The organism is Thiohalobacter sp. IOR34 (assembly GCF_030406045.1).
Taxonomy (GTDB): domain Bacteria; phylum Pseudomonadota; class Gammaproteobacteria; order Thiohalobacterales; family Thiohalobacteraceae.
Window position 1 is genome coordinate 1,596,291 of the sequence record NZ_CP128988.1, and the last position, 24,855, is coordinate 1,621,145.

The 24,855-nt window shown below is 61.6% G+C and carries 25 protein-coding genes, 3 pseudogenes and 1 other annotated feature; of the genes and pseudogenes, 23 read left to right on the plus strand and 5 right to left on the minus strand.

The window, feature by feature from the left end:
- Positions 1-157: 157 nt before the first annotated feature.
- The 17 genes from dsrA to QVG61_RS07460 all read left to right on the plus strand — a co-directional run bounded on the left by dsrA (position 158) and on the right by QVG61_RS07460 (position 15,865).
- Positions 158-1,414, plus strand: coding sequence for a dissimilatory-type sulfite reductase subunit alpha (dsrA, locus tag QVG61_RS07380; protein WP_289929980.1), 1,257 nt, complete (start codon positions 158-160; stop codon positions 1,412-1,414).
- Between the two features lie 85 nt (positions 1,415-1,499).
- Positions 1,500-2,576, plus strand: a complete 1,077-nt coding sequence (gene dsrB, locus QVG61_RS07385) for a dissimilatory-type sulfite reductase subunit beta (protein WP_289929982.1) — start codon at positions 1,500-1,502, stop codon at positions 2,574-2,576.
- A gap of 119 nt (positions 2,577-2,695) precedes the next feature.
- Positions 2,696-3,088 (plus strand): sulfurtransferase complex subunit TusD, encoded by a 393-nt coding sequence (gene tusD / locus QVG61_RS07390; protein ID WP_289929983.1) that lies wholly within the window; start codon positions 2,696-2,698, stop codon positions 3,086-3,088.
- A gap of 24 nt (positions 3,089-3,112) precedes the next feature.
- The gene (tusC, locus tag QVG61_RS07395; protein WP_354671151.1) at positions 3,113-3,532 is read left to right on the plus strand and encodes a sulfurtransferase complex subunit TusC; all 420 of its coding nucleotides are present in this window, start codon (positions 3,113-3,115) and stop codon (positions 3,530-3,532) included.
- A 20-nt stretch (positions 3,533-3,552) separates the two neighbouring features.
- Complete coding sequence (gene tusB / locus QVG61_RS07400) at positions 3,553-3,861, plus strand: sulfurtransferase complex subunit TusB (protein ID WP_289929985.1); 309 nt, start codon at positions 3,553-3,555, stop codon at positions 3,859-3,861.
- Between the two features lie 45 nt (positions 3,862-3,906).
- Positions 3,907-4,239 (plus strand): TusE/DsrC/DsvC family sulfur relay protein, encoded by a 333-nt coding sequence (locus QVG61_RS07405; RefSeq protein WP_289929986.1) that lies wholly within the window; start codon positions 3,907-3,909, stop codon positions 4,237-4,239.
- A 66-nt stretch (positions 4,240-4,305) separates the two neighbouring features.
- Positions 4,306-5,034 (plus strand): respiratory nitrate reductase subunit gamma, encoded by a 729-nt coding sequence (locus QVG61_RS07410; protein ID WP_289929988.1) that lies wholly within the window; start codon positions 4,306-4,308, stop codon positions 5,032-5,034.
- A 48-nt stretch (positions 5,035-5,082) separates the two neighbouring features.
- Positions 5,083-6,600, plus strand: coding sequence for a sulfate reduction electron transfer complex DsrMKJOP subunit DsrK (dsrK, locus tag QVG61_RS07415; RefSeq protein WP_289929989.1), 1,518 nt, complete (start codon positions 5,083-5,085; stop codon positions 6,598-6,600).
- Positions 6,601-6,698: 98 nt separating this feature from the next.
- The gene (locus QVG61_RS07420; protein ID WP_289929991.1) at positions 6,699-8,654 is read left to right on the plus strand and encodes an NAD(P)-binding protein; all 1,956 of its coding nucleotides are present in this window, start codon (positions 6,699-6,701) and stop codon (positions 8,652-8,654) included.
- Between the two features lie 21 nt (positions 8,655-8,675).
- Positions 8,676-9,110 (plus strand): sulfur reduction protein DsrJ, encoded by a 435-nt coding sequence (locus QVG61_RS07425; RefSeq protein WP_289929993.1) that lies wholly within the window; start codon positions 8,676-8,678, stop codon positions 9,108-9,110.
- Positions 9,107-9,877, plus strand: a complete 771-nt coding sequence (gene dsrO / locus QVG61_RS07430; protein WP_289929995.1) for a sulfate reduction electron transfer complex DsrMKJOP subunit DsrO — start codon at positions 9,107-9,109, stop codon at positions 9,875-9,877. The genes QVG61_RS07425 and dsrO overlap by 4 nt, the downstream gene beginning before the upstream one ends.
- 44 nt (positions 9,878-9,921) lie before the next feature.
- Positions 9,922-11,145, plus strand: a complete 1,224-nt coding sequence (gene nrfD, locus QVG61_RS07435) for an NrfD/PsrC family molybdoenzyme membrane anchor subunit (protein ID WP_289929997.1) — start codon at positions 9,922-9,924, stop codon at positions 11,143-11,145.
- An 84-nt stretch (positions 11,146-11,229) separates the two neighbouring features.
- Positions 11,230-12,648, plus strand: a complete 1,419-nt coding sequence (locus QVG61_RS07440; RefSeq protein WP_289929998.1) for a cobyrinate a,c-diamide synthase — start codon at positions 11,230-11,232, stop codon at positions 12,646-12,648.
- Positions 12,649-12,686: 38 nt separating this feature from the next.
- Positions 12,687-13,010, plus strand: coding sequence for an iron-sulfur cluster assembly accessory protein (locus tag QVG61_RS07445; protein WP_289929999.1), 324 nt, complete (start codon positions 12,687-12,689; stop codon positions 13,008-13,010).
- Positions 13,011-13,093: 83 nt separating this feature from the next.
- Complete coding sequence (locus tag QVG61_RS07450; RefSeq protein WP_289930000.1) at positions 13,094-14,704, plus strand: histidine kinase; 1,611 nt, start codon at positions 13,094-13,096, stop codon at positions 14,702-14,704.
- Entirely contained in the window at positions 14,701-15,375 is a 675-nt protein-coding gene (locus QVG61_RS07455) for a response regulator (RefSeq protein WP_289930001.1), read from the plus strand. The genes QVG61_RS07450 and QVG61_RS07455 overlap by 4 nt, the downstream gene beginning before the upstream one ends.
- Positions 15,376-15,394: 19 nt before the next feature.
- Positions 15,395-15,865 carry a rhodanese-like domain-containing protein gene (locus QVG61_RS07460; RefSeq protein WP_289930002.1) on the plus strand — a complete coding sequence of 157 codons (471 nt, stop codon included), beginning with the start codon at positions 15,395-15,397 and terminating at the stop codon, positions 15,863-15,865.
- Between the two features lie 68 nt (positions 15,866-15,933).
- Here the strand turns inward: QVG61_RS07460 and QVG61_RS07465 are convergent.
- Positions 15,934-16,100: pseudogene (locus tag QVG61_RS07465) on the minus strand (transposase); the annotation flags it as partial.
- Positions 16,101-16,183: 83 nt separating this feature from the next.
- On the opposite strand from QVG61_RS07465, the pseudogene QVG61_RS07470 reads away from it, so the two are divergent.
- The 5 genes and pseudogenes from QVG61_RS07470 to QVG61_RS07490 form a co-directional block, all read left to right on the plus strand.
- Positions 16,184-17,184, plus strand: a pseudogene (locus QVG61_RS07470) (IS3 family transposase); the annotation flags it as partial.
- Positions 16,462-16,578: a sequence feature (AL1L pseudoknot), on the plus strand. Its footprint overlaps the pseudogene before it by 117 nt.
- A gap of 83 nt (positions 17,185-17,267) precedes the next feature.
- Positions 17,268-17,603 (plus strand): hypothetical protein, encoded by a 336-nt coding sequence (locus QVG61_RS07475; protein ID WP_289930003.1) that lies wholly within the window; start codon positions 17,268-17,270, stop codon positions 17,601-17,603.
- Entirely contained in the window at positions 17,600-17,959 is a 360-nt protein-coding gene (gene tnpB / locus QVG61_RS07480; RefSeq protein WP_289930004.1) for an IS66 family insertion sequence element accessory protein TnpB, read from the plus strand. Before QVG61_RS07475 ends, tnpB begins: the two co-directional genes overlap by 4 nt.
- Before the next feature lie 35 nt (positions 17,960-17,994).
- Positions 17,995-19,539 (plus strand): IS66 family transposase, encoded by a 1,545-nt coding sequence (locus QVG61_RS07485; RefSeq protein WP_289930005.1) that lies wholly within the window; start codon positions 17,995-17,997, stop codon positions 19,537-19,539.
- A gap of 212 nt (positions 19,540-19,751) precedes the next feature.
- Positions 19,752-19,976 (plus strand): annotated as a pseudogene (locus QVG61_RS07490) (integrase core domain-containing protein); the annotation flags it as partial.
- Between the two features lie 212 nt (positions 19,977-20,188).
- Here the strand turns inward: QVG61_RS07490 and QVG61_RS07495 are convergent.
- The 4 genes from QVG61_RS07495 to QVG61_RS07510 all read right to left on the minus strand — a co-directional run bounded on the left by QVG61_RS07495 (position 20,189) and on the right by QVG61_RS07510 (position 23,454).
- On the minus strand, positions 20,189-20,668 hold the full coding sequence (locus tag QVG61_RS07495) for a hypothetical protein (protein ID WP_289930006.1): 480 nt from the start codon (positions 20,666-20,668) through the stop codon (positions 20,189-20,191).
- 518 nt (positions 20,669-21,186) lie between these two features.
- Positions 21,187-21,962 (minus strand): IS5 family transposase gene (locus QVG61_RS07500; RefSeq protein WP_289930007.1). Its coding sequence is split into 2 segments (ribosomal slippage): positions 21,187-21,647 and positions 21,647-21,962, totalling 777 coding nucleotides; the frame shifts between segments, so codons are not numbered across the junction.
- Complete coding sequence (locus QVG61_RS07505) at positions 21,959-22,321, minus strand: hypothetical protein (protein ID WP_289930008.1); 363 nt, start codon at positions 22,319-22,321, stop codon at positions 21,959-21,961. The genes QVG61_RS07500 and QVG61_RS07505 overlap by 4 nt, the downstream gene beginning before the upstream one ends.
- A gap of 176 nt (positions 22,322-22,497) precedes the next feature.
- Positions 22,498-23,454: an IS5 family transposase gene (locus QVG61_RS07510; RefSeq protein WP_289930010.1), complete on the minus strand. Its 957-nt coding sequence runs from the start codon at positions 23,452-23,454 to the stop codon at positions 22,498-22,500.
- A gap of 156 nt (positions 23,455-23,610) precedes the next feature.
- Here QVG61_RS07510 and QVG61_RS07515 point away from each other — a divergent pair.
- A protein-coding gene (locus tag QVG61_RS07515; RefSeq protein ID WP_289930011.1) for an IS630 family transposase occupies positions 23,611-24,614 on the plus strand; the annotation gives its coding sequence in 2 pieces (ribosomal slippage) (positions 23,611-24,076 and positions 24,076-24,614; 1,005 coding nt in all).
- The last annotated feature ends 241 nt before the right edge of the window (positions 24,615-24,855 follow it).

Here is a 24,855-nt window from a genome sequence, read left to right on the forward strand (position 1 = left end):
GACTTGCCGACACAGAAAACAGGGACTCGTGCGTATCAACCGGCCCTGTTATCGTTCACGGCCGCAGCTGCGTGAACAGCGGGCCAGTTGATTTATCGACGGTCACCCGAAAGGTGGCCGTCTGCACAATCTGCCATTCCACATTGAGGAGACAAACATGGCTGACAAGCACCATGAAACTCCGATGCTCGACGAACTGGAAAACGGCCCCTGGCCGAGCTTCATTTCGGGCATCAAGCGTCTGCGTGACAACCACGAAAGCGAAAAGATTCGCGGTATGGCCAATTCCCTGCTTGGCCAGCTTGAGCACTCCTACGAAACCCGCAAGGGTTACTGGAAGGGCGGTACGGTTTCCGTGTTCGGCTATGGCGGCGGCATCATCCCCCGCTTCTCCGAAGTCGGCCATGCCTTCCCCGAGTCCAAGGAATTCCACACCCTCCGCGTCCAGCCGCCACCGGCAAACTTCTACACCACCGACATGCTCCGCAAGCTGGGCGACAGCTGGGAGAAATACGGCTCCGGCCTGCAGACCTTCCACGGTCAGACCGGCAACATCATGTTCATCGGTACCGACACCGAGAACACCCAGCACTTCTTCGACGAGATCAACGACTACGGCTGGGACCTCGGCGGCGCCGGTCCCTGCGTGCGTACCGGCATGTCCTGCGTCGGTGCTGCCCGCTGTGAGATGTCCTGCTGCTCCGAGCACAACATCCACCGCGCACTGATGAACAACTTCACCGACGACGTGCACCGTCCGGCCCTGCCCTACAAGTTCAAGTTCAAGATCTCGGGCTGCCCGAACGACTGCCAGAACTCCATCGAGCGTTCCGACTTCGCCGTCATCGGCACCTGGCGCGACGCCATGCAGATCGACCAGGACGAGGTCAAGAACTACGTCCAGACCAAGGGCCGCGAGTACATCCAGGAGAACGTCATCAGCCGTTGCCCGACCAACGCCATCGCGCTGAACGACGACGACACCATCACCGTCAAGGACCACGAGTGCGTGCGTTGCATGCACTGCCTGAACGTCATGCCGAAGGCCCTGCACCCCGGCAAGGACAGGGGCGTCACCATCCTCATCGGCGGCAAGCGCACCCTGAAGATCGGCGATCTGATGGGCACCGTGGTGGTTCCGTTCAAGAAGATGGAAACCGAGGAAGACTACGAGTCCCTGGTCGAGCTGGCCGAGGAGATCATCGACTTCTGGGCCGAGAACGGTCTCGAGCACGAGCGCTGCGGCGAGATGATCGAGCGTATCGGTCTGGTCAACTTCCTGGAAGGTATCGGCATCGACGTTGATCCGCACATGATCAGCACTCCGCGCCGCATCTCCTATGTCCGCATGGACGGCTGGGATGAAGAGGCCGAGAAGTGGTTCCAGCGCAAGGCCGAGGAAGCCGCCGGCTGATCACCCGGGATAGATAACGCGGTGAGGGGGGCTCTCGCCCCCCTCTGCCGAAACCAGATTTGAAGAAAAAATTCAGGAGAAATCCATGGCACTCGAAGACATGCGTCCGCCGATCGAATCCGGCTGCCCTGACGGCTTCCAGTACATGCATCCGACCATGCGCCGCAACTACGGCCAGTGGAAGTATCATGAAGATCCGCGTCCCGGCGTGCTCAAGCACGTTGCCTACAGCGGCGACACCGTCTGGACCGTCAAGGTCGGCACCCAGCGTATCCTCGACATCTTCACCCTGCGCACCCTGTGCGACATCGGTGACAAGTATGCCGACGGCTACATCCGCTTCACCATCCGTTCGAACCTGGAATACATCGTCGACGACGAGTCCAAGGTCGAGCCGCTGATCAAGGCGGTCGAGGATGCCGGCTTCGTGGTCGGCGGTACCCGCAACTCGGTCACCACCCTGTCCCACACCCAGGGCTGGCTGCACTGCGACATCCCCGGCACCGACGCCTCCGGCGTGGTGAAGTCCATGATGGACGAGCTCATCGACGAGTTTAAGTCCTGGAACATGCCGAACCGCGTGCATATCACCACCTCCTGCTGCCAGATCAACTGCGGCGGCCAGGGTGATATCGCCATCAACGTGCAGCACACCAAGCCGCCGAAGATCAACCACGACCTGGTCTCCAACGTCTGCGAGCGCCCCTCGGTGGTCGCGCGCTGCCCGGTCGCGGCCATTCGTCCGGCGATGGTCAACGGCAAGCCGTCCCTGGAAGTGGACGAGAAGAAGTGCATCTGCTGCGGCGCCTGCTTCCCGCCCTGCCCGCCGATGCAGATCAACGACGCCGAGCACACCAAGCTGGCCATCTGGGTCGGTGGCAACCACTCCAATGCCCGTGGCAAACCCACCTTCCAGAAGCTGGTCGCCTCCGGCATCCCCAACAATCCGCCACGCTGGCCGGAAGCCACGGCCATCGTCAAGCGCATCCTCAAGGCCTACAAGGAAGGCGCGAAGGATTGGGAGCGTATCAACGACTGGATCGAGCGCATCGGCTGGCCGCGTTTCTTCGAGGTCACCAACCTGCCCTTCACCAAGTATCACATCGATAACTGGAAGGGTGCTCGCAACAGCCTGAACGCTTCGACCCACATCCGCTTCTGATCCGGATGTAGAAGGGACGGGCAGATCCTGAAACATGCTGCGGCCGGCGCACCGCGCCGGCCGCAAGTTTCAAGATCGGCCAGCACGACCATAGGCAAGATATTTAGGACAGAACCGGCATGAAACTAGCGGTAATGGTGAATGAAGGCCCCTATCAGCATCAGTCGTCTGATAGCGCATTGCAGTTCGTCAAGGCTGCGCTCGACAAGGGCCACGAGATCTTCCGCGTGTTCTTCTACCACGACGGCGTCAACAACGGCACCCGTTACGGCGTACCGCCGCAGGATGACCGCAACATCACCGTCCAGTGGAGCGAACTCGCTGAAAAACACAACATCGATCTGGTTGTATGCGTCGCTGCCGCCCAGCGTCGCGGCATCCTCGACGCCGACGAGGCGAAGCGGCACGGCAAGGACGGTGACAACATCGCTCCCGGCTTCCGCATCTCCGGCCTCGGTCAGCTCATCGAGGCAGGCATCCAGAGCGACCGTCTGGTCGTATTCGGTGACTAATCGGCTACTGCAAGAAGGTTTTCAATGATGGAAAACGAGGGCTCAATCAAAAAGTTCATGTACGTGAACCGCAAGGCTCCGTACGGCACGATCTACGCGCTCGAGTCTCTCGAAGTTGTGCTGATCGGCGCAGCCTTTGATCAGGACGTCAGCCTGGTTTTCGTGGATGACGGCGTGTATCAGCTGCTCAAGGGTCAGGATACAACCGAGATTGGCATGAAGAATTTCTCCCCGATCTACAACGTCCTGGGCGACTACGACATCAACAAGCTGTATGTCGAGAAGGAATCCCTGGAAGCCCGCGGCCTGACCCTGGACGACCTCCAGGAGATCATGTACGAGGACGAGGACGATGACTGGGCGGAGAAACCTTCTATCAGGTTGGTGTCCGCGGCAGAAATCGCCGATCTGATGGACGAGCAGGACGTCGTCCTCAGCTTCTAACTGACTCGAGGTACAGAACCATGGCGATGTTGCACACAGTCAACAAGTCACCTTTCGAAAACCGCAGCCTGGACTCCTGCATTGCCCATGCAAAGCCCGGCAGCAGCATCCTTCTCATCGAGGACGCCGTGGTCGGCGCCGTCGAGGGAACGGCGGTTTCCGGCAAGGTGAAAAGCGCAATCGAAGCTTGCAAGCTTTATGTACTTGGCCCGGATCTCAAGGCCCGGGGCATCCCTGAAGACCGGCTGATCGACGGCGTCGGCGTCGTCGACTATGGCGGGTTCGTTGACCTGGTTACGGAAAACGACAACGTCCAGGCCTGGCTTTAGGATCTATTCACTCTAGCTGGAACTCTTAACGAGGAGATCAAAGAGATGAGCATCGAAGTAAACGGTAAGGTCCTGGAGACGGACGAGGAAGGCTACCTGGCAGACCTGAATCAGTGGGAGCCCGAAGTGGCCAACGTCATGGCCAAGCTCGACGACACCGAGCTGACCGACGCCCACTGGGAAGTGATCAACTTCCTGCGTGAGTACTATGACGAGTACCAGATCGCCCCGGCGGTCCGCGTCCTGACCAAGGCCATCGGCAAGAAGCTGGGCAAGGACAAGGGCAACAGCAAGTACCTCTACGAGCTGTTCCCCTACGGTCCTGCCAAGCAGGCGTGCAAGTACGCCGGTCTGCCGAAGCCGACCGGCTGCGTCTGATCCAGACGTGCCCAAGGGGGGGTTATCCCCCCCTTCCCCTATTCTGTTTTCAGTGAGGAGATGACAGTGTCGTTCGTAAGCGTTTTGTACACCGCGCTGTTTTATGCCGCAGGAATCATCTTCCTGGTTGGCGTGGGTCGCCGCATCTACATCTATGCCAAGACACCTGCCCCACTGAAGATCCCGACCACCCCGGCGCCGCTGACCCCCGCGGGCGTGGTCCTCAGGCTGTTCCGTGAAGTCGTCTTCTTCCACAGCCTGTTCCGGTCCAACAAGTGGATCTGGCTGTTCGGCTGGGTCTTCCACTTCGCGCTGCTGCTGGTGCTGCTGCGCCACCTGCGCTATTTCACCGAGCCGGTCTGGTGGTGGGTCACCCTGATCCAGCCCTTCGGCAAGTATGCCGGCTTCGCCATGGTCCTGGCCCTCGGCGGACTCTGGGCGCGGCGCATCCTGGTGGAGCGCATCCGCTACATCACCGGACCCTCCGATCACCTGATGCTGGCCCTGCTGGTGGGCATCGGCATCTCCGGGCTGAGCATGAAGTTCCTCAGCCACACCGACATCGTCGCCGTCAAGGCATTCTTCCTCGGCCTGCTGCGCTTCTCGCCCCAGGAACTGCCGATGGACCCGGCACTGCTGCTGCACCTGTTCCTGGTCGCCACGCTGATGATCGTCTTCCCCATCAGCAAGCTGCTGCACGCACCGGGAGTGTTCTTCAGCCCGACCCGCAACCAGGTGGACAACCCGCGGGAGAAGCGGCACCTGGCGGACTGGGCGGCGCAACTCGAAAAATGATCCAGCCGTTCACTACCTACCTCGCGGCAGTAGACTAAGGAGCGAATCGTGGCTGATTTTGAAGTCCCGAAATTTAGAGAGATCCCCATCATCCCCAAGCTGAAAGAGGGGGCGATGGCTCACAGCCAGCCGTTTGTTGCCAAGGCGGAGTTTCAGGAACCGCTCGGGTATCCCGGCGAGCTGCTGGACAACTGGAAAGAGGTCGCCATCGAGAAGATGGGCGAGCTGCTCGGCAAGTACCGCTCCTTCCAGGTCTTTCTCGATGCCTGCGTGAAGTGCGGTGCCTGCACCGACAAGTGCCACTACTTCATCGGCACCCATGACCCGAAGAACATGCCGGTCGCGCGTCAGGACCTGCTGCGCAAGGTCTACCGGCGCTACTTCACCTTCGCCGGCAAGTACTTCCCCAAGCTGGTCGGAGCCGTGGACCTGACCGAGGAAGTGCTGGACGAGTGGTACAGCTATTTCCACCAGTGCTCGCAGTGCCGCCGCTGCTCGGTGTTCTGCCCCTATGGCATCGACACCGCCGAGATCTCCATGGCCGCGCGCGAGATCATGGACGCCGTCGGCAAGGGCCAGAAGTACTGCAACGAGATCATCGGCAAGGTCTACAAGATCGGTAACAACCTCGGCCTGCCGGGCCCGGCCCTGGAAGACACCCTGGAAGGCCTGGAAGAGGACGTCGAGGACGATACCGGCGTCAAGGTCCGCTTCCCGCTCGACGAGAAGGGCGCCGAGATCCTGCTGGTCACTCCTTCCGCCGACTTCTTCGCCGAGCCGCACGTCGACGGCCTGATCGGCTACGGCAAGGTCTTCCATGAGGCCGGCGTCTCCTGGACGCTGAGTTCCTACGCCTCGGAGGCCGCCAACTTCGGCATGTTCATCGGTTCCTACGAGAACATGCGCAAGGTGGCCCTGCGCATCCGCAAGGCAGCCCAGGATCTGGGCGTCAAGCGCATCGTGTTCGGCGAGTGCGGCCATGCCTGGCGTGTGGCCTACAGCTTCCTCAACACCCTGGCCGGGCCCTTCGACTTCCTCGACCCGCGCTACCCGGTGCCGCAGCACATCTGCGAGTTCACCTGGGAGCTGATCAAGGAAGGCAAGCTGAACCTCGACAAGTCGCGCAACGACGACATGGTGGTGACCTTCCACGACTCCTGCAACGTCGCCCGCGCCACGCGCATGGGTGACTTCCCGGGCGGCCAGTTCGTCATCCCCCGCGAGGTCATCAAGGCAGCCTGCAACAACTTCTACGACATGGCCCCGGAGACCGTGCACGACAGCACCTTCTGCTGCGGCGGCGGCGGCGGCCTGCTGACCGACGACCTGATGGAGCTGCGCGTCAAGGGTGCCCTGCCGCGCATGGAAGCCCTGAAGAACGTCATCGACGAGTACGGCGTCACGCACATGGCCGCGATCTGCGCCATCTGCAAGAGCCAGTTCGCCAAGGTCATGCCCTACTACGGCTTCCGGCTCGACCAGATCGTGAGCGTCCACCAGCTGATCAGCAATGCCCTCATCCTCACCGGGCAGAAGAGCGACGAGGATGAAGACGACGAGGAATAAGCACGACACAACGCCCTTAATTTTTGGATAGAACATCAAATAGAACTTGCTAGACAGAATCCGCCGCGGGCGGGTTTACCTAGACAGGAGAAACAGGCATGGCAACTTCCCAAGACGAAATGAAACTGACCTTCCGCAAATTCAAGGACGGTGAAAACAAGTGGTCGAGCATGCACGACAAGATCTTTGTCGCTGACACCTCCCACAAGTGCCCTGTTTACGTTCACCGTACCCCGCCCTGCCAGGGAAGCTGCCCCGCCGGTGAGGACATCCGCGGTTGGCTGCAGATCGTGCGCGGCATCGAGAAACCGGCACCGGGCGTGGAATGGCATGAGTACGCCTTCCGCCGTGCCACCGACGCCAACCCCTTCCCGGCCATGATGGGCCGGGTCTGCCCGGCACCCTGCGAGGATGGCTGCAACCGCAACGAGGTCGAGGAATTCGTCGGCATCAACTCCGTCGAGCAGTTCATCGGCGACACCGCCTTCGAGAACGGCTACAAGTTCGAGGCCCCGGCGCTGATCACCGACAAGAAGGTCGCCATCGTCGGTGGTGGCCCGGCCGGCATGTCCGCCGCCTATCACCTGCGTCGCCGCGGCATCGCCAGCGTGATCTTCGACGATCACGACAAGCTGGGCGGCATGATGCAGTACGGCATCCCCAACTACCGTATCCCGCGCTCCCACCTGGAGCACGAGATCAACCGCATCATCGAGATGGGTGACATCGAGGTGCGCACCAACACCCGCGTCGGCAAGGACGTGTCGGTGGAGGAACTGGAGAAGGAATTCGGCGCCATTCTCTGGGCCATCGGCTGCAAGACCGGTCGCGGCCTGTTCGTCGAGGGCTGGGACGAGACCCCGAACTGCGTCTCCGGTGTCGCCTACCTGGAAGCCTTCAACAAGGGCGACCTGAAGGTCACCGCGAAGAAGGTGGTCTGCGTCGGCGGTGGTGACACCTCGATCGACGTGGTCTCCGTGTCCCGCCGCATCGGCACCGTCGAGGATCTGGACCCCAGCCTGGCGCCGGAGAAGGTCGTCGCCGGCGAGGCCAAGCACGACGATGCGCTGGCCGCCAAGCGCGTGCCCTGCGAGGCCACCCTCACCGCGCTGTTCCCGCGCGAGGAGATGACCGCCACCGAGGAAGAGGTGCGTGACGCCCTGCACGAGGGCGTGACCATCCTCAACGAGGTGATGCCGGTTGCCTTGGTGCGCGACGAGAGCGGCCGCGCCACCGCCCTGCGCATGGCCAAGTGCGTGGTCAAGGACGGCCGTCCGGAACCCATCGAGGGTACCGAGTTCGACCTGGAGGCCGACCTGATCGTCTCCGCCATCGGTCAGGGCGGTGACCTGACCGGTCTGGAGGACTTCGACAACGGCCGCGGGCTGATGGATTCCGACCAGTTCTACCAGGTGCCGAACAAGCCCGGCCACTTCGTCGCCGGCGACATCGTGCGACCGCACCTGCTGACCACCGCCATCGGCCAGGGTTCGATCGCCGCCGAGAGCATCGAGCATTACCTGAAGAACGAGCAGCAGGTCAAGCGTCCGAAGGTCGACAAGCACCATTTCGACCTGCTGGCCAAGCTGAAGGAAGCCGGTCTGGCACCGATCGAGTTCCATGCCGAGGAACTGGGCGACCTGCGTGGCACCTCCGAGGGCGACTGGGCAGTCCACAACTTCGAGGACCGCGCCGCCCAGGAGATCATCACCACCGACCAGATGTTCCTCGGCCACTTCCAGTACACCCCGCGCCACAAGCGTGCCGAGCATGGCCCGAGCGCCGAGGAAGTGCTGGGTCACTTCGAGGACCGCTACACCGGCCTGCCGGAGGACGAGGCCAAGGCCGAGGCCGACCGTTGCATGAGCTGCGGCCTGTGCTTCGAGTGCGACAACTGCGTGATCTACTGCCCGCAGGACGCCGTCTACCGTGTGCCGAAGGACAAGCGCACCACCGGCCGCTATGTCGCAACCGACTACACGCGCTGCATTGGCTGCCACATCTGTTCCGATGTCTGCCCCACCGGCTACATCGACATGGCAATGGGTGAATAAGCAGGTCGTTTGGGAGTTATCATGACTCGATTGCTGCAAAGCTTGCATGCCCTCCTGCTGGCAGCGGGACTGGCCCTGGCCAGTCTCCCGCTGCTCGCGCAGGCAGAGGTTCCCCTGCCCCAGGTGCCCGAGGCCAAGGCCCGGGTGAGCGACGCCCAGGGCTGCGTGGCGCCGACGGCAGAGATGCGCAAGAACCATATGAAGTACCTTCTGAAGCACCGTGACGAGGCGCTGCGCGAGGGCATCCGCACCAAGCGCTTCAGTCTCGAGCAGTGCATCAACTGCCATGTGCCGGAAGCCGACTCGGCCGAGGCGGTGCACGTCGACAGCGAGAAGCACTTCTGCAAGAGCTGCCACAGCTATGCAGCCGTGACCATCGACTGCTTCGAATGCCATCGCGACACGCCGACGCCGAAGCACACCGGATTCCACGCAGTAGAGGGACAGTTGCAATGAGCAGCACAACTGACACCAATACCTCCCGGCGCCGCTTTCTCGGTACCGCCGCGGGCGCAGCCGGTGTGGCCGTTGCCCCCGGGGTGTTCCTGACCACCGTGGCCCAAGCCCGCCCCGCCGAGCAGCCGGCATCCAGCGAAAACCGCTGGGGCATGCTGATCGACACCAACAAGTGCGCCTCCGGCTGCGACGCCTGCGTCAGCGGCTGCCAGAAGGAGAACGGCTGGGGTGGCCCGAACAGCAACGAGAAGCATTCCTCCGAGCTGCAGAAGGCCCAGTGGATCCGCAAGGTCGACATCCGCGACAAGCAGACCGGCTTCAGCCGCTCGCTGCCGATGATGTGCCAGCACTGCGAGTTCCCGCCCTGCGTGGACGTCTGCCCTACCGGCGCCTCGATGAAGCGTGCCGACGGCATCGTGCTGGTCGACCGCCACATCTGCATTGGCTGCCGCTACTGCATGATGGCCTGCCCCTACAAGGCGCGCTCCTTCATTCACGAGGAGCTGCATGACCAGCTGCCCACCGCCCCGCGTGGCAAGGGCACGGTGGAGAGCTGCACCCTCTGCGTGCATCGCGTCGACCGTGATGGCGGCAACGCCGTACCGGCCTGCGCCGAGGCCTGTGCCGCCGCTGGTCACGACGCCTTCGTCTTCGGCGACCTGAACGATCCGAACAGCCGGATCTCCCAGGAACTGGCCAAGCATGGCGGCACCCAGATCCGCGCCGATCTCGGCCTCAACGTGGGTATCCGCTACCGCGGCATCTGAGACCCCATTGCATTCAACCGTTTGACGACAACGAGCCCGTGGCAATGAAACAGAAAATACATTTTCGTGAAGTCACCAACAACGGCATCGGCTACTACGGTCTCCTCGGGCTGCTCGGGCTGATCATCGCCCTGGGCCTAGGCGCCGCTTATTACATGGAACACAACGGTCACTGGGTGACCGGCATGAACAACCAGGTGGTGTGGGGCACGCCGCACGTGTTCGCCGTGTTCCTGATCGTGGCGGCCTCCGGGGCGCTGAACATCGCCTCCATCGGTTCGGTCTTCGGCAAGGTCCCCTACAAGCCGCTGGGGCGCCTCTCCGGCCTGCTCGCCATCGCCCTGCTGGTCGGCGGCCTGGCCGTGCTGGTGCTCGATCTGGGCCGCCCCGACCGGCTGATCGTCGCCATGACCCATTACAACTTCAAGTCGATCTTCGCCTGGAACATCTTCCTCTACACGGGCTTCATGGCCATCGTCGCCGTCTACCTGTGGATGATGATGGACCCGACCAAGACCGCCTACTCCAAGCCGGCCGGCCTCGCCGCCTTCCTCTGGCGACTGGCCCTGACCACCGGTACCGGCTCCATCTTCGGCTTCCTGGTCGCGCGCCAGGCCTACGATGCCGCCATCTATGCCCCGATGTTCATCGTCATGTCCTTCTCCTTCGGCCTGGCGATCTACCTCCTGGTGCTGATGGCCGCCATGAAGTGGACCGGCCGCGAGCTGGGCGACGTGATCCTGTACCGGATGAAGAACCTGCTCGGCGTGTTCATCGCCGGCGTGCTGTTCTTCGTCGTCGTCTATCACCTGACCAACCTGTACGCCACCGAGCACCACGGCTGGGAGCGCTTCATCCTGCTCGACGGCGGCGTCTACACCAAGCTGTTCTGGATCGGCCAGGTCCTGCTCGGCAGCCTGGTGCCGCTGGCCATGGTCTATCACCCGACGCTGGGCAAGTCGCGCAGCGCCATCGCCTGGGCCTGCGGCCTGGTGATCCTCGGCGGCATCGCCCAGATCTACACCATCATCATCGGCGGTCAGGCCTATCCGCTGGTGCTGTTCCCCGGCATGGAGGTCAGCAGCAGCTTCAGCGATGGCATCGTCAACGCCTATTCGCCGTCCCTGCCCGAGGTAGTGCTCGGCATCGGCGGCATCGCCATCGCCCTGGCCGCGGTGGTGGTCGGGGTCAAGGTGCTGCGCTTCCTGCCCGAGACACTGGAAGACCGCGTGGTCGATCCGCACCACGCCGGCGAGAAGGCGCACTGAGCCTCCGCCAGCCACCCCGGCATGACCCGCAGCGCGCGGCCATGAGACTCATGGCCGCGCGTTTTCCATCCTGAGGTCCGTGCCATGTCCCGCCTGCTGATCGCCGCCGCGCACAAGTCCTCCGGCAAGACCACCCTGAGCATCGGCCTCTGCGCCGCCCTGCACGCCCGTGGCCAGCGGGTGCAGGCCTTCAAGAAGGGCCCGGACTACATCGACCCGATGTGGCTGGGACGCGCCAGCGGCCAGCCCTGCTACAACCTCGACTTCTACACCCAGGGACGGGAAGAGATCCTCGCCAGCGTCGCGCGCCGCGCAGCGCAGGCGGACATCACCCTGATCGAGGCCAACAAGGGACTCTATGACGGGATGGCCCTGGACGGCAGTGACAGCAATGCCGCCCTTGCCCGGCTGCTGGAGACCCCTGTGGTGCTGGTCATCGACACCCGCGGCATGACCCGCGGCATCGCCCCGCTGCTGCTCGGCTACCAGGGCTTCGACCCCAGGCTGAGACTCGCCGGCGTGATTCTCAACCAGGTCGGGGGAGCCCGCCACGAGGGCAAGCTGCGCGAGGCCGTCGAGCACTACACCGACTTGCGCGTGTTGGGCGCCGTGCGCCGCGACGCGCGGCTGAACATCGACGAGCGCCACCTCGGCCTGATCCCCAGCAACGAGGCCGACCAGGCCGACCGGGTGGTGAGGGAGATCGGCGAGATCATCGGCGCGCAGGTCGAGCTGGAGGCGCTCGGCGAGATCGCCGCCAGCGCCCCAGCCCTGCCGGCGCCCGCGCCCCAGGAGGCGCAAGCCGGCAGATCCGGCGCACCGCTGCGCATCGCCATCGCCCGTGACGCCGCCTTCGGCTTCTACTACCCGGACGACCTCGAGGCCCTGGAGCGCGGCGGTGCCGAACTGCTGCCCTTCGACACCCTGAGCGACAGCCAACTGCCGGAGGCCATCGACGGCCTGTTCATCGGCGGCGGCTTCCCCGAGAGCCGCCTGTCCGAGCTGGAGGCCAATGTCGCGCTGCGCCAGGCCATTCGCCAGGCCATCGAGGCCGGACTGCCCACCTATGCCGAGTGCGGTGGCCTGATGTATCTGGCGCGCAGCATCCGCTGGCAGGAACGCCGGGCGGCCATGGTCGGGGTCATCCCCGGCGATATCCTCATGTGCGAGCGGCCGCAGGGCCGCGGCTACATCCGCATCCGCGAGACCGCGGCCGCCCCCTGGCCACGCGAGCCGGGGGCCCCGGCCGAGATCGCCGCCCATGAATTCCACTACTCGCGGCTGGAAAACCTGGCCCCCGGCGGGAACTTCGCCTACGAGGTGCTGCGCGGCAGCGGTATCGACGGACGCCACGACGGCTATATCCGCCACAACCTGCTGGCCTGCTACGCCCATCTGCGCGACACCGCCGGCTGCCACTGGACCCGGCGCTTCCTGGCCTTCGTCCGTCAGTGCAATTTCCGCAACAAACGCACGGCAGACGCCGGCGCGCGGCTGACGTAAAATAATGTTTTTTCCCAACCCAACCGGTTATAGCGCCTATGATCACCGTCACCCCAGAAGCCGCCAAGCAGATCCGCGAGTCCGCCCGCCAGAACCGCATGGAGGGCATGCCGCTGCGCGTCGCCGCCCAACGCAATGCCGATGGCAGCATCCACTACGGCATGGGCTTCGACGACGTCGGCCGCGAGGACGACCAGCGGTTCAACTCCGAGGGCATCGAGCTGGTGGTTGCGCCGCCGAGCCTGCCACTGCTGGAAGGCACCACCATCGACTACGTCGAGCTGGAGCCGGGCAGTTTCGAATTCATCTTCATCAACCCGAACGACCCCAATTGCCAACCGCCGGCCGAGGCGGACGAATAACCCCCGGTGAGCCCCGGGCCCGATAGTGCTATAGTGCGCAGCCTGTCCTTCGACCACAGGGGATACAGCAGCTCGTGAAGCCCATGACGGTTCAGCCGGCCACCACAGAGCAGAGCAACAGCGCCCCGGCCCAGCAGCCGGACGCTCGGCCGACCCTCTCCTGCCGTCTCCTCCTGTTCGGGCTTGCCTTGCTGATCCTGCTGCTCGGCGCCCTGCCCTTCCTGCCCTTCCTGCCCGAGCTGCCGCCTGCCGCCACGGCGCTGCTGGCCAGCCTCGCCCTGCTGCTGCTCGCCCTGCTCGCCCGGCGCATCCAGGGCGAACTCGGCCAACCGCTGGAGCAGATCCGCGGCTGGGCACGGCAGATGCTCGACGGCCGACTGGCGAATCGCCTGCCGACCGACACCGGCAGCGAGTTCGCCGAGCTGGCCGGGGCGCTCAACCAGATCAGCGACCGCATGCAGGCGCTGGCCCTGGACATGGAAAACCAGGTCCGCAAGCAGACCGCACACATCCAGAACAAGACCCGCTCCCTGGAAGTGCTCTACGACGTGGCCGCCAGCATCAACAGCTCGCGAGACCTCGATGATCTGCTGACCCGCTTCCTGCACACCCTGAAGGACGTGGTCCATGCCCGCGCCGCCACCGTGCGCCTGCTCGGCGAGGACAACCAGATGCGGCTGGTGGCCAGCCTCGGCCTCAGCGAGGACGTGGTGGAAAAGGAGCAGCAGCTACCCTCCGAACGCTGCCTCTGCGGCAAGGTCGCCAACCAGGGCACCATCCAGACCTATCCCGACCTGAAGGTCTGCGACCGGCTGACCGGCACTGCCTTCTTCAAGGACGAGGACATCGAGATGGTCGCCGTACCGCTGCAGTACCGCGGTCGCACCCTCGGTGTCTACAACCTGTTCGTGGAACGCCGCTACCGCATCGACAACGCCGACGAGCAGGAACTGCTGATCAGCATCGGCCGCCACCTGGGCATGGCCATCGAAAAGGCCAGTGTCGACGAAGAGGCCAACCGGCTGTCGATCATCGAGGAGCGCACCCGCATCGCCCACGAACTGCACGACTCCCTGGCACAGACCCTGGCCAGCTTGCGCTTTCAGGTGCGGGTGCTCGACGAAACCCTGCACCAGGGCGACGAATCGGCGCTCTGGGCCGAGCTGGAGCGCATCGAGAACAGCCTGGACGAGGCCTACACCGAGCTGCGCGGCCTGATCGACCACTTCCGGGCACCGATCGACCGGCGCGGCCTGGTCCCGGCAGTGGAGAAGCTGGTCCAGCGATTCCGCAACGAATCCGACGCCCAGATCTTCCTGCAGCAGGAATGGGGTCAGCGCGAGCTGCCGGAGGACGTGGAGATCCAGGTGGTGCGGATCATCCAGGAGGCGCTGGCCAATGTGCGCAAGCACAGCAAGGCACATACCGTGCGCGTGCTGATGCGCGGCACCGAGGACGGTCGTTACAGCGTGCTCATCGAGGACGACGGCGTCGGCATCAGCGGCCAGCAGAAGCCGGGCGCGCCGGGTGAGCACGTCGGCCTGTCGATCATGGAGGAACGGGCGCGGCGCATCGGCGGCGAACTGCGCTTCGAGAGCGAGGCCGGCGAAGGCACCCGCATCCACCTCAGCTTCCGCACGCCACAGGCCAGGCCGAACGAGATCCACATCCCTATCCGTCAGGTCGAATCATGAGCCTGCGCATCATCCTCATCGATGACCACACCCTGTTCCGGGTCGGCCTGCAAGGGCTGCTGGCCCATCGCGGCATAGAGGTGGTGGCCGCGGTCGGCGACGGCCAGGAAGGCATCCGCCTGGCCGAGGAACTGCAGCCAGACGTGGTGCTGCTGGACATGCGCATGCCCGGCATGGACGGCCTCGGGGTGCTGCGCCAGCTGCGCAAGAGCGGGCTGGAGATGCCCATCGCCATGCTCACCACCAGCAGCAACGAGCAGGACCTGGTCGAATCGCTGCGCAGCGGTGCCCAGGGCTACCTGATCAAGGACATGCAGCCCGACGACCTGGTGGTGGCGCTGCGCGACATCGTCGCCGGCAAGACGGTGGTGGCACCGGACCTCGCCCCGGTGCTGGCCAAGGTGGTCCAGGGAGAAGGCATCACACCCCGCGACCCCAGCCCCTTCTCCAAGCTGACGCCACGCGAAAACGAGATCCTCGGCCTGCTCGCCGAGGGTCAGAGCAACAAGGCCATCGCCCGCAACCTGGGCATCTCCGACGGCACCGTCAAGCTGCACGTCAAGGGCATACTGCGCAAGCTCGGCGTCCACTCGCGCGTCGAGGCCGCAGTCATCGCCGTCGAACAGGGACTGCGCTCCAACCGCGTCGACAGCTCCCGCAATTCAGACTGAAACCGGAGTCCGACCCCGCATGAAACGATTCGTCGATCTCGTCGAGGCCTGCCTGCCACACATCCAGGAAGTCTTCCCCTGGGACATGGAGGAACTGCTGGAACAGAAACCCGATGTGCTGCTGGTGGACACCCGCGAACCCTATGAATTCGAACCCATGCACATCGAGGGCTCGATCAATGTGCCTCGCGGCATCCTGGAAAGCGCCTGTGACTGGGGCTATGACGAGACCGTGCCCGAGCTGGCCGCGGCCCGGGAACGGCCGGTGGTGGTCATCTGCCGCTCCGGCAACCGCAGCGCCCTGGCCGCCTACGTCATGCAGCAGATGGGCTACCAGCAAGTCTATTCACTGAAAACCGGCCTGCGCGGCTGGAACGACTTCGAGCTGCCACTGGTCGACAAGGACGGGCAACCCGTGGACATCGACGAGGCCGAGGAATTCTTCAGCCCCGAGATCCGCCCGGAACAACATGGACCGCAGGGCGCTTAGCCCCTCCGGAATGGCCTTCTTCAGGGCGTTGTCACCGGCTGATCAGTGATCAGCGTCAGAAACGTCTTCCCTCCGAAGGCCTGGCCCTCGTCGGCCTCGTATTCCTTGACCCACCGTCTGAGCATGTTGGCATTGACAGGCTCCGGGCCGCTTCCGCCTTACTGCAACCGTGTTCCGTGACCAGCCGGATGGCATCCAGCTTGAATTCTTTCGTATATCGTTTTCTCGTTGTCATCTCTCACCCCAGTTTCAGGGATTATCCCTTAACTGAACCGCCCCGGGTTTACCGGAGACTCTATTTCTTGAGAGGATAGAGTCATGAAGAAGAGTACGAGATATTCCCCGGAAGTGCGGGAACGGGCGGTTCGCATGGTGTTCGAGCACCAGGGTGAACATGGTTCACAGTGGGCGGCGATGGCCTCCATTGCGGCCAAGATTGGCTGTACGCCGGAGACGCTTCGGAAATGGGTGAGGCAGGCGGAGCGTGACCAGGGACTGCGAGAGGGCCTGACGACCTCGGAACGTGAGCGGCTCAAGGCGCTGGAGCGGGAGAACCGGGAGCTGAAGCGGGCCAACGAGATTCTGAAGACGGCGTCGGCTTTTTTCGCCCAGGCGGAGCTCGACCGCAAGCTGAGGAGATGATCGCCTACATCGACGATCACAAGGATCGCTACGGGGTCGAGCCGATCTGCGCGGTATTGCCGATTGCCCCGTCGATCTACTACGAACACAAGGCCCGTGAGGCCGACCCGGAACGGCTACCGCCGCGTGTGAAGCGCGACCAGGCACTGTCCGATGAGGTCCGGCGGGTCTGGGAAGAGAACTTCCAGGTGTATGGTGCCCGGAAGGTCTGGCGACAGCTTAACCGGGAAGGGATACCGGTGGCCCGCTGCACGGTGGAGCGTCTGATGAGGTCGCAGGGGCTGCGTGGCGTGGTACGTGGACGCCGCTGCCGGACGACGGTCGGCGATGAGGCGGCGGACCGTCCGCTGGACCGGGTGAACCGGCAGTTTACGGCGACGCGGCCGAACCAGCTGTGGGTGGCGGATATCACCTTCGTGGCAACCTGGACGGGCTTTGTCTATGTGGCGTTCGTAGTGGACGTCTACGCCCGCCGGATCGTCGGCTGGCGCGTGTCGCGCTCGCTCCGGACGGACCTGGTGCTGGATGCGCTGGAGCAGGCGCTGTGGTCTCGCCGGGACACGGAGGGTCTAGTGCATCACAGCGACCGGGGTTGCCAGTACCTGTCGGTGCGCTATACGGAGCGATTGGCCGAGGCAGGTATTGAAGCCTCTGTCGGCAGCCGGGGTGACTCATACGTAACCGCAAAATAAACGACGCCCTACCTGCCTGAAGCTGTTTTCTGCAAGCTCCGCCATTTCAAACATGGCGGAGCAAGAAGATGGATCGAGTTGAAGAGAACGAGCTGACGGAGCGTCAGCGCTACTGGCTGGAACAGGTCCGTGCCTGTGAGGCCTCGGGAAAGACGGTTGCCGAGTATGCGGCGGAACAGGGTTTCTCCGCCTCGGCGATGTACGCCGGGAAGCAGACGCTGATTCGCAAGGGGGTTCTGCCGCGCACACCGCCAAGCCGGTTCCAGCGGGTGCAGATAGCCCCGATCCCGGCCGGTGACGACTGGCGTATCCAGTTACCGAACGGTGTGTCGGTGGCGTTCTCTGGCGAGGTGGACAGCGCTGCCCTGGCGATCGTCCTGAACACGGCGGCCACGCTCAGATGATGCGGCCCTCGAACGACCTGCCCGTTGTGTACCTGTGCCGGGACGTGGTCGACTTCCGCAAGGGGATCAACGGTCTGGCGGTGCTGGTAGAAGAGGTCCTGGCGCTGGATCCGTTCTCCGAGCAGCTGTTCGTGTTCTGCAACCGGCGGCGGGACAAGGTCAAGATCCTGTACTGGGAACGCAACGGCTTCTGCCTGTGGCACAAGCGCCTGGAGCGGGACCGCTTCAAGTGGCCGCGCAAGGTGGATGCGGAGGTCATCACGCTGACCGGCCAGCAACTGAACTGGCTGCTGGACGGTTACGATGTCATGCGCCTCCAGCCGCATGAACGGTTGCACTATCGCAGTGTTTTGTAGCGTATTTTACCGGTCATTGTCGTATAATGGAGTGCATGCCGATTGCACTGGATCAGCTGCCGGATGACGTCGAAGCCCTCAAGGCACTGGTCGCCGACCAGCTCAGCCGCAACGAACAACTCACCACGGAGAACCAGCGCTACAAGGCGCAGGTACTCACCCTCACCGAACAACTGAACCTCGCACTGGCCCGGCGCTATGCGGCCAGCAGCGAAAAACTCTCGCCCGACCAGATCCGGCTGTTCGACGAAGCCGAGGTTGAGGCCGAGGCTGCGGAGTCTGATGAAGACGCCGTCGTCGCGGTCCCCGCACACACCCGCAGGAAGCGCGGTCGCAAGCCATTACCCGACACACTGCCTCGTATCGAGGTGGTCCACGAGTTACCGGAGCCGGACCGGTTCTGCCCGCGCGATGGTGCCCGGCTGGCCGAGATCGGCGAGGTGAGTTCCGAACAGCTGGATATCGTCCCGGCGAAGATCCGTGTGATCCGGCACATCCGCAAGCAGTACGCCTGCACCTGCGGCCAGTGCATCAAGACCGCACCGCTGCCGCCCCAGCCGATCCCCAAAAGCCTGGCCTCACCGGGCCTGCTGGCGCACATCACGGTCTCGAAGTACCAGGATGCGCTGCCGCTGTACCGGCAGGCGACGATCCTGAACCGGATCGGGGTGGATCTGCCCCGGGCGACGCTGGCAAACTGGATGATCCAGGCCGGAGCGCTCGTCCAGCCGGTGATCAACCTGCTGCGAGACCGGTTGCTGGCCTATGACATCGTGCAGATGGACGAGACGCCGGTGCAGGTGCTGAAGGCACCGGGCAAGACCGCCCGGTCGAAGTCCTACCTGTGGGTGCAGCGTGGCGGGCCACCGGAGCAACGGGTGGTGCTGTACGACTACGACCCGAGCCGGAGCCAGACGGTGCCGAAGCGCCTGCTGGAGGGCTTTACGGGCTATCTGCAAACGGATGGCTATGATGGATACAATGCTGTTGTGGCGGCCCATGGCCTGACGCACGTGGGCTGCATGGCGCATGCACGGCGCAAGTTCCACGAGGCGGTGCAGGCGCAGGGCAAGGGCAAGCACAAAAACCGCAAAGGCGGCCATGCCCATCGGGGTCTGGCGCTGATCCAGAAGCTGTACCGGGTAGAAAAGCAGGCGCGCACGCTCGAACCGAAAGACCGCCATGCGCATCGGCAGCGCCACGCCAAACCCCTGCTCGAAACCCTGCGGACCTGGCTGGACGAGGTCCTGCCACAGGTACCGCCGGCCACGGCCACCGGAAAGGCGCTGAACTACCTGAACAACGAATGGCCCAAGCTAGTTCGCTACCTGGAGGACGGCCGCCTGGAGATCGACAACAACGGGGCGGAGAATGCCATCCGGCCATTCGTGGTTGGACGCAAGAACTGGCTGTTCAGCACATCCGTAAAAGGCGTGAAAGCCAGCGCCAACCTGTACTCGTTGATCGAGACGGCCAAAGCGAACGGGCTGGAGCCTTATGCCTACTTGCGGCGGGTGTTCAGCGAACTGCCCCGGGCCAATACCATTGAAGCCATCGAGGCGCTGCTGCCCGGCGCCTGAGACGGCAGGACCGTGGCCGCCTCCCTGCAGCCACGGCCATTGGATACCTCGGGCGCCTACAGCACCTTCACATCGACGCTCCCTGTCGCGATCCCGGCATCCCTGCCGAGGCTCAATGTAACACGCCCGTCTCGTCCTGCAAGCCCTGGACCCCACCCCCAAATGTCACTTGGCACCACAGCGCAAGGGCGTCGGTCATTTTGCGCTTACACTCATACGACAACGCTTTGGCGGAAACGATCAATGGCCTGTACAAGGCCGAGGTTATCTACCGGCGGGGTCCCTGGAAGAACATGGAGGCGGTCGAGTACGCGACCCTGGAGTGGGTGGACTGGTTCAACCACCGGCGGCTGCTGGAGCCGATCGGCAATGTACCACCGGCGGAGTTGGAAACGGCGTATTATCGCCACCAGCAAGAGTCGGCCAAGGCGGCCTGACTCAAACAAAATAGTCTCCGGAATATCCGGGGCGGTTCAGAGCCGGTAAGTGACAATTTATTGATAAGCTCCCTAGCCCATCTCTGCTGGGCTTTGGAATTTTTCTCATAATCTTCTGCATTCCAGGTATATGTGCTCATGATTCTCTTATCGCATAACGCCCGCCTTGAGGCGCAGCCTGCGTAGCAGGCTGTCGACTCTCGAAGGCGTTGTTATGCGCTCTTCTTCTTCATTCCAGCCTTCATGTATTCATCCCACAGTTCACTGACGCTGCGCCCATCCTGTGTATGCCAAAACTTCGGCCCTCGATAAGCGTCGCTTTGGTAACCCTGCTGCTGCATGAGCTTCTTGGTTAGAGCAGACATAGAATAAAACTGGCCCTTGTACTCGAGCTGATTTCCTCGAAGCATCGCCTCAATACCCGGTAGTCTATTGCCCTGGTAATCGTGCAAATAGAGTTTTTGGCCTTCCCGTAAGCTGCCCACGGCTATTAGGTCTCTCACATTGGTTTTTGGAGCCTTCCCTTGTGCACGTTTCATTTGCCGCTGTGGTGGCCGAGGGGGCTGGGTTTTGGCCGCTGAAAGATTTAGAAGCCTCCTAAGCACTTGATTTGGCGTGTCTCCAAACCCGGTTACCCTCTGCTCTAGGGCTTTGTAGACTTCTTCATCGACTTGAATAGTATGTGTGTGCATATCCGCCTCTCCTTCTAATATCCTTGGATTAAGGTTAAGGATAGCACGGAAAATCCTTGTGTCAAGGATAAGGATAAGTTTCTGCTACGTCTTCATCGGCGCATAACGGTTCACATAAGCGGCGCGCGGCACGCGCGTCCGAGTGAGCGACGCGAACGACTTGATGTGGTTGTTAGGTGTTCAATCAATACCATTTATCTCAATATCTCCGTTAATGGAAACAAACATAATTGAAATCTTTGTTCTTGACTTAGCGAGACTTGGCAGCCGCTCCCAAAGCCCTCGATACTGAGGCAGGTCTGGCAACGCTATTGAATACCGTGCATCCGGGTCATCCATTCTCTGTAATGTTTCACCCAGAATACCTATGAAATAGTTAACCCGCATCGGTTGCCTTGAACCTGGACCTTTTACCTCAATTACCCACCTTTCGTTTCCTCTCGTCGCATCAACATCTATTCCACGGGTTTTCCCCCATGCAACGGTTGTCTGCCACCCATCTTTTGACAGCCAGTCTACTAGGGCGTGTTAACACTAATCAGTGCGTCGACAATCAGTGCGAAATGAATGAAGAAGATGAAAACGCAATCCAGTTTGTCGAATCGCGAGAAGATCCGGCGAAAACCCTTCAGCCGACGAAACAGCCGTTCGACCTCGTTGCGTTTCTTGTACATCTCTTTGTCATATTCCCACACGCTCAGCCGATTGTTTTTGGGCGGGACGACAGGAAGCATTTCAAGTTCCAATACCAACTGGCGCGTTTCATCGCCTTCGTAGGCTTTGTCCATAATGACATGCGTCCCCTCCCATCCTTTATTTTCAAGGGTTTTCAGCAGCTTTCTTCCCTCCGGCGCATCACCTGCCTGACCAGGAGAAAGCGAGAACGTCACGGCTGTTCTGGCGTCAGCCGCAACCATGTGAATTTTGGTTGTCCAGCCCGCGCGCGATTTACCAATCGATTGTGGACCGTTTTTTTTAATGCGCCCGTTCCATCAGGATGCACTTTGACAGCTGTGCTATCGAGCGATACATGATCCACCTGAATGTTGATGACATCGTTTTCCTGCAGTGCGGCGAACACATGATCCAGGACGCCTTTCTTGGCCCACCGGTTGGCGCGCGTGTAAATCGTATGCCAATTGCCGAACTTTTTCGGTAATCCTCGCCATTTGCAGCCGTGTTCCGCGACATACAAAATGGCATTGAGTACCTGTAAATTGGATATGGAAACGTTACCCCGCTGTTTTGGCAGTAACTTTTCGATGACTTTGAATTCTGCTGATGTAATTTTCATGGATGTAGTATATCAGCATTAGTGTTAACACGCCCTAGAACCTGCTTGATTTCATCCTCGGAAAAGCCCTCGACATCGTGGTTTTTTATTGGTTCCACTCGGTTAGGAAATGGATTACCCGATACCGATTCTTCTCGGTATTTGATTCCGGCAGAGTCTCTAACTCGATTGATTATTTTCGTACCTCTACAATTCGGACAAAGATCCTTAGAGCGCACCAGAAGATTATCCTCTGCCATTGATCGGCAGGCGATATTTATCGTTTGGCGAGGATTGATCTTTGTCTCAGAAGACAAGCAGTCATCGCACATCGGGCCATGCTTATTCAATGAATCCAGAATGCGATCTTTGTTTGTCATCGTATTTACACCTAAGGAAGGTCTGATCTATTCATGCTGAGAGCAAGATTTTGATGCATTTCTCGTTGAATCAGGAAATCGGGCTACGAATGCGCGTTATTCGGTGCTGTCAGGCCCGATATTGCGCTGATTGTTCCGATATTCTGGTCTCCCGGCGGATTTCAGGCACACAAACCCTACGTCAGGCACGCCAGTCGCCTTCGCGCCATGTACAAATTGACCAGCCCACAAGCCACGAACAACCAGTTGGCGTTCTTGTCCAGACCCCGGTAACGGACCTTGTTGAAGCCAAACACGCGCTTGAGGATCAGAAAAGGATGTTCAACCTTGGCACGAACCCTCGATTTGGTACGATTCTTCGCACGTTCTGCGTCCGTCAGGGATCGGTGGCGGCTGCCCTTCTTCTGGGTAAAGTCCTTGGCCTTCGGCGCATGCTTGCGGATCACCTCGCTTTGTCCGGTGTAGGCCGAATCCCCCCAGACACGGGTCTCCCCGCCATGCAGCATGTCCGGAAGCAACTGGCTGTCATGCACATTGGCCGCCGTGGCGGCCACCGAATGGATCAGTTTGGTCCGGCTGTCCACGCCAATGTGCGCCTTCATCCCAAAGTACCACTGGTTGCCCTTCTTCGTCTGGTGCATCTCCGGGTCCCGCTTCCCGTCCTTGTTCTTGGTCGAACTCGGCGCACTGATGATGGTGGCATCCACAATGGTGCCAGTGGCGACCTTGAGACCGTTCTCCTGAAGGTACTCGGCAATCAGCGCAAACAACCGGTCCCCCAAATTATGGCGCTCCAGCAGGTGCCGGAACTTGCAGATCGTCGTCTCGTCCGGCGCCGGCTCCCGACCCAGGTCGATGCCCACGAACCGGCGCATCGCCCGAGAATCATACAGCGCTTCCTCCACCGCCGGGTCCGACAGGTTGAACCAGTGTTGCAGGAAGTGGATACGCAGCATGCGCTCGACACCCACGGGCGGCCGACCCCGGCCTTCACCCTTGGGATAAAATGGCTCAATTACCGCCGACAGTTCCGCCCAGGGAATAATCCGATCCATTTCATCGAGAAACTGTTCCCGGCGGGTCGGCTTGCGATACTTCTCGAAACCTTCTTCGGCAAGAGTCTGTTGGCGCATTCCGAAGCTCCGTCGTAGGGGGTCAATGGATGGGGCATATTATGGACGAATCAGTTAATAAATCAGAGGTTCCCTAACTATTATTGAGCCTTGCATAAATAGTGAACATTATTCTGTTTTCGTTGTCTATGGAATCGGGTATGTTGGGAGGATTCCATGGACAGCAAGACGCAATGCAAAGAGCTGGAGAAGCGGCGACTGCGGGCCGGCCGCCTTCTCTTGAAAGGCGTCCCCCAGGCGGAAGTGGCGCGACGCGTGGGAGTAGCCCGATCAACGGTCTGCGGGTGGGCCCGGCGCCTGGAACAAGGCGGATTGGATGCGCTGCGGTCGACAGGTCTGCGCGGCCGTCCGGGTTCGCTGGACAAGGCCGACCTGCGTGAGCTGAAGCGGATCCTGTTGAAAGGCGCGCTGGCCAGCGGGTTTGCCACCGAGGTCTGGACCCTGGGGCGTGTGCGGAAGGTGCTGGACGAGCAGTTCGGGGTGCAGCTGTCAGAGTCGCAGGTCTCCCGCGTGCTGGGGCGCATGGGGTTCAGCTGCCAGCGGCCGGCCCGGCGCGCCTTGCAGCGCGATGAGCGTGCGGTGCGGGAGTGGAAGACCAAGCGCTGGCCGGCACTAAAAAAAACGCTGCAAAAGAGGGGCGTGTGATCGTGTTTGTCGATGAATCGGGTCTGTCGGAACGGCCCACACTGGTGCGCACCTGGGCACCGAAGGGACAGACGCCTGTCATCCAGTACAGCTTCACCTGGAAGCAGCTGTCGGTGATCGCCGGGGTCAGCTTCTGGCGTTTCTACTTTCGTCTGTTCCCCGGTACGATCCGTGCCCCCCAGTGCATCGAGTTCCTCAAGGCACTCAAGCGCCAGATCGGCAGGAAGCTGCTGATCATCTGGGATGGCCTGCAGGTCCACAAGAGCCGCCTGGTCCGTCAGTATGTCGAGGATTGCAATGGGCAGATTCAGATCGAGTTCCTGCCGGCCTATTCGCCGGAGCTCAACCCGGTTGAATATCTGTTCGGGCATCTCAAACCGCATGAGCTGGGTAACTTCTGTCCCAGGGACATCGGTGAATTGAGTGACTATGCCCGGCGCAGGCTCCGTTCCATGCAGCGACGCCAGAAGACACTGGTGACCGCGTTCTGGAAACAGGCCGAGCTTCCTTTGTGATGTGTTCATCATTTATGCAAGGCTCAATAGTAGACGACTCTCGCCGTATATCAAGAAACGCACGGCGATCGCCGCATTAATGGCCAGTACTGGGTAATAGACGGCGACTGCCGCCTATCACGGTTTCCAGGGACTCGCCATCTTCACTTATCTATTTGATGCTTTTATACACTAGTGTCCGGAAAAACCGTTCTTCTTTGTCGCTAACTCATTGTTAATACGAGAGTAATATGCCATTTTC

Excerpts from the sequence above, each read along its gene's own strand:
- QVG61_RS07475 (WP_289930003.1), top strand. The coding sequence starts at position 17,268 with ATGGATCGAGTTGAAGAGAACGAGCTGACGGAGCGTCAGCGCTACTGG.
- tusB (WP_289929985.1), top strand. The coding sequence starts at position 3,553 with ATGGCGATGTTGCACACAGTCAACAAGTCACCTTTCGAAAACCGCAGC.
- tnpB (WP_289930004.1), top strand. The coding sequence starts at position 17,600 with ATGATGCGGCCCTCGAACGACCTGCCCGTTGTGTACCTGTGCCGGGAC.
- QVG61_RS07420 (WP_289929991.1), top strand. The coding sequence starts at position 6,699 with ATGGCAACTTCCCAAGACGAAATGAAACTGACCTTCCGCAAATTCAAG.
- QVG61_RS07455 (WP_289930001.1), top strand. The coding sequence starts at position 14,701 with ATGAGCCTGCGCATCATCCTCATCGATGACCACACCCTGTTCCGGGTC.
- dsrA (WP_289929980.1), top strand. The coding sequence starts at position 158 with ATGGCTGACAAGCACCATGAAACTCCGATGCTCGACGAACTGGAAAAC.
- QVG61_RS07445 (WP_289929999.1), top strand. The coding sequence starts at position 12,687 with ATGATCACCGTCACCCCAGAAGCCGCCAAGCAGATCCGCGAGTCCGCC.
- nrfD (WP_289929997.1), top strand. The coding sequence starts at position 9,922 with ATGAAACAGAAAATACATTTTCGTGAAGTCACCAACAACGGCATCGGC.
- tusD (WP_289929983.1), top strand. The coding sequence starts at position 2,696 with ATGAAACTAGCGGTAATGGTGAATGAAGGCCCCTATCAGCATCAGTCG.
- QVG61_RS07505 (WP_289930008.1), bottom strand. The coding sequence starts at position 22,321 with ATGACAAACAAAGATCGCATTCTGGATTCATTGAATAAGCATGGCCCG.
- tusC (WP_354671151.1), top strand. The coding sequence starts at position 3,113 with ATGATGGAAAACGAGGGCTCAATCAAAAAGTTCATGTACGTGAACCGC.
- dsrB (WP_289929982.1), top strand. The coding sequence starts at position 1,500 with ATGGCACTCGAAGACATGCGTCCGCCGATCGAATCCGGCTGCCCTGAC.
- QVG61_RS07510 (WP_289930010.1), bottom strand. The coding sequence starts at position 23,454 with ATGCGCCAACAGACTCTTGCCGAAGAAGGTTTCGAGAAGTATCGCAAG.
- QVG61_RS07485 (WP_289930005.1), top strand. The coding sequence starts at position 17,995 with ATGCCGATTGCACTGGATCAGCTGCCGGATGACGTCGAAGCCCTCAAG.
- dsrO (WP_289929995.1), top strand. The coding sequence starts at position 9,107 with ATGAGCAGCACAACTGACACCAATACCTCCCGGCGCCGCTTTCTCGGT.
- QVG61_RS07495 (WP_289930006.1), bottom strand. The coding sequence starts at position 20,668 with ATGCACACACATACTATTCAAGTCGATGAAGAAGTCTACAAAGCCCTA.
- QVG61_RS07425 (WP_289929993.1), top strand. The coding sequence starts at position 8,676 with ATGACTCGATTGCTGCAAAGCTTGCATGCCCTCCTGCTGGCAGCGGGA.
- QVG61_RS07450 (WP_289930000.1), top strand. The coding sequence starts at position 13,094 with ATGACGGTTCAGCCGGCCACCACAGAGCAGAGCAACAGCGCCCCGGCC.
- QVG61_RS07440 (WP_289929998.1), top strand. The coding sequence starts at position 11,230 with ATGTCCCGCCTGCTGATCGCCGCCGCGCACAAGTCCTCCGGCAAGACC.
- QVG61_RS07460 (WP_289930002.1), top strand. The coding sequence starts at position 15,395 with ATGAAACGATTCGTCGATCTCGTCGAGGCCTGCCTGCCACACATCCAG.
- QVG61_RS07405 (WP_289929986.1), top strand. The coding sequence starts at position 3,907 with ATGAGCATCGAAGTAAACGGTAAGGTCCTGGAGACGGACGAGGAAGGC.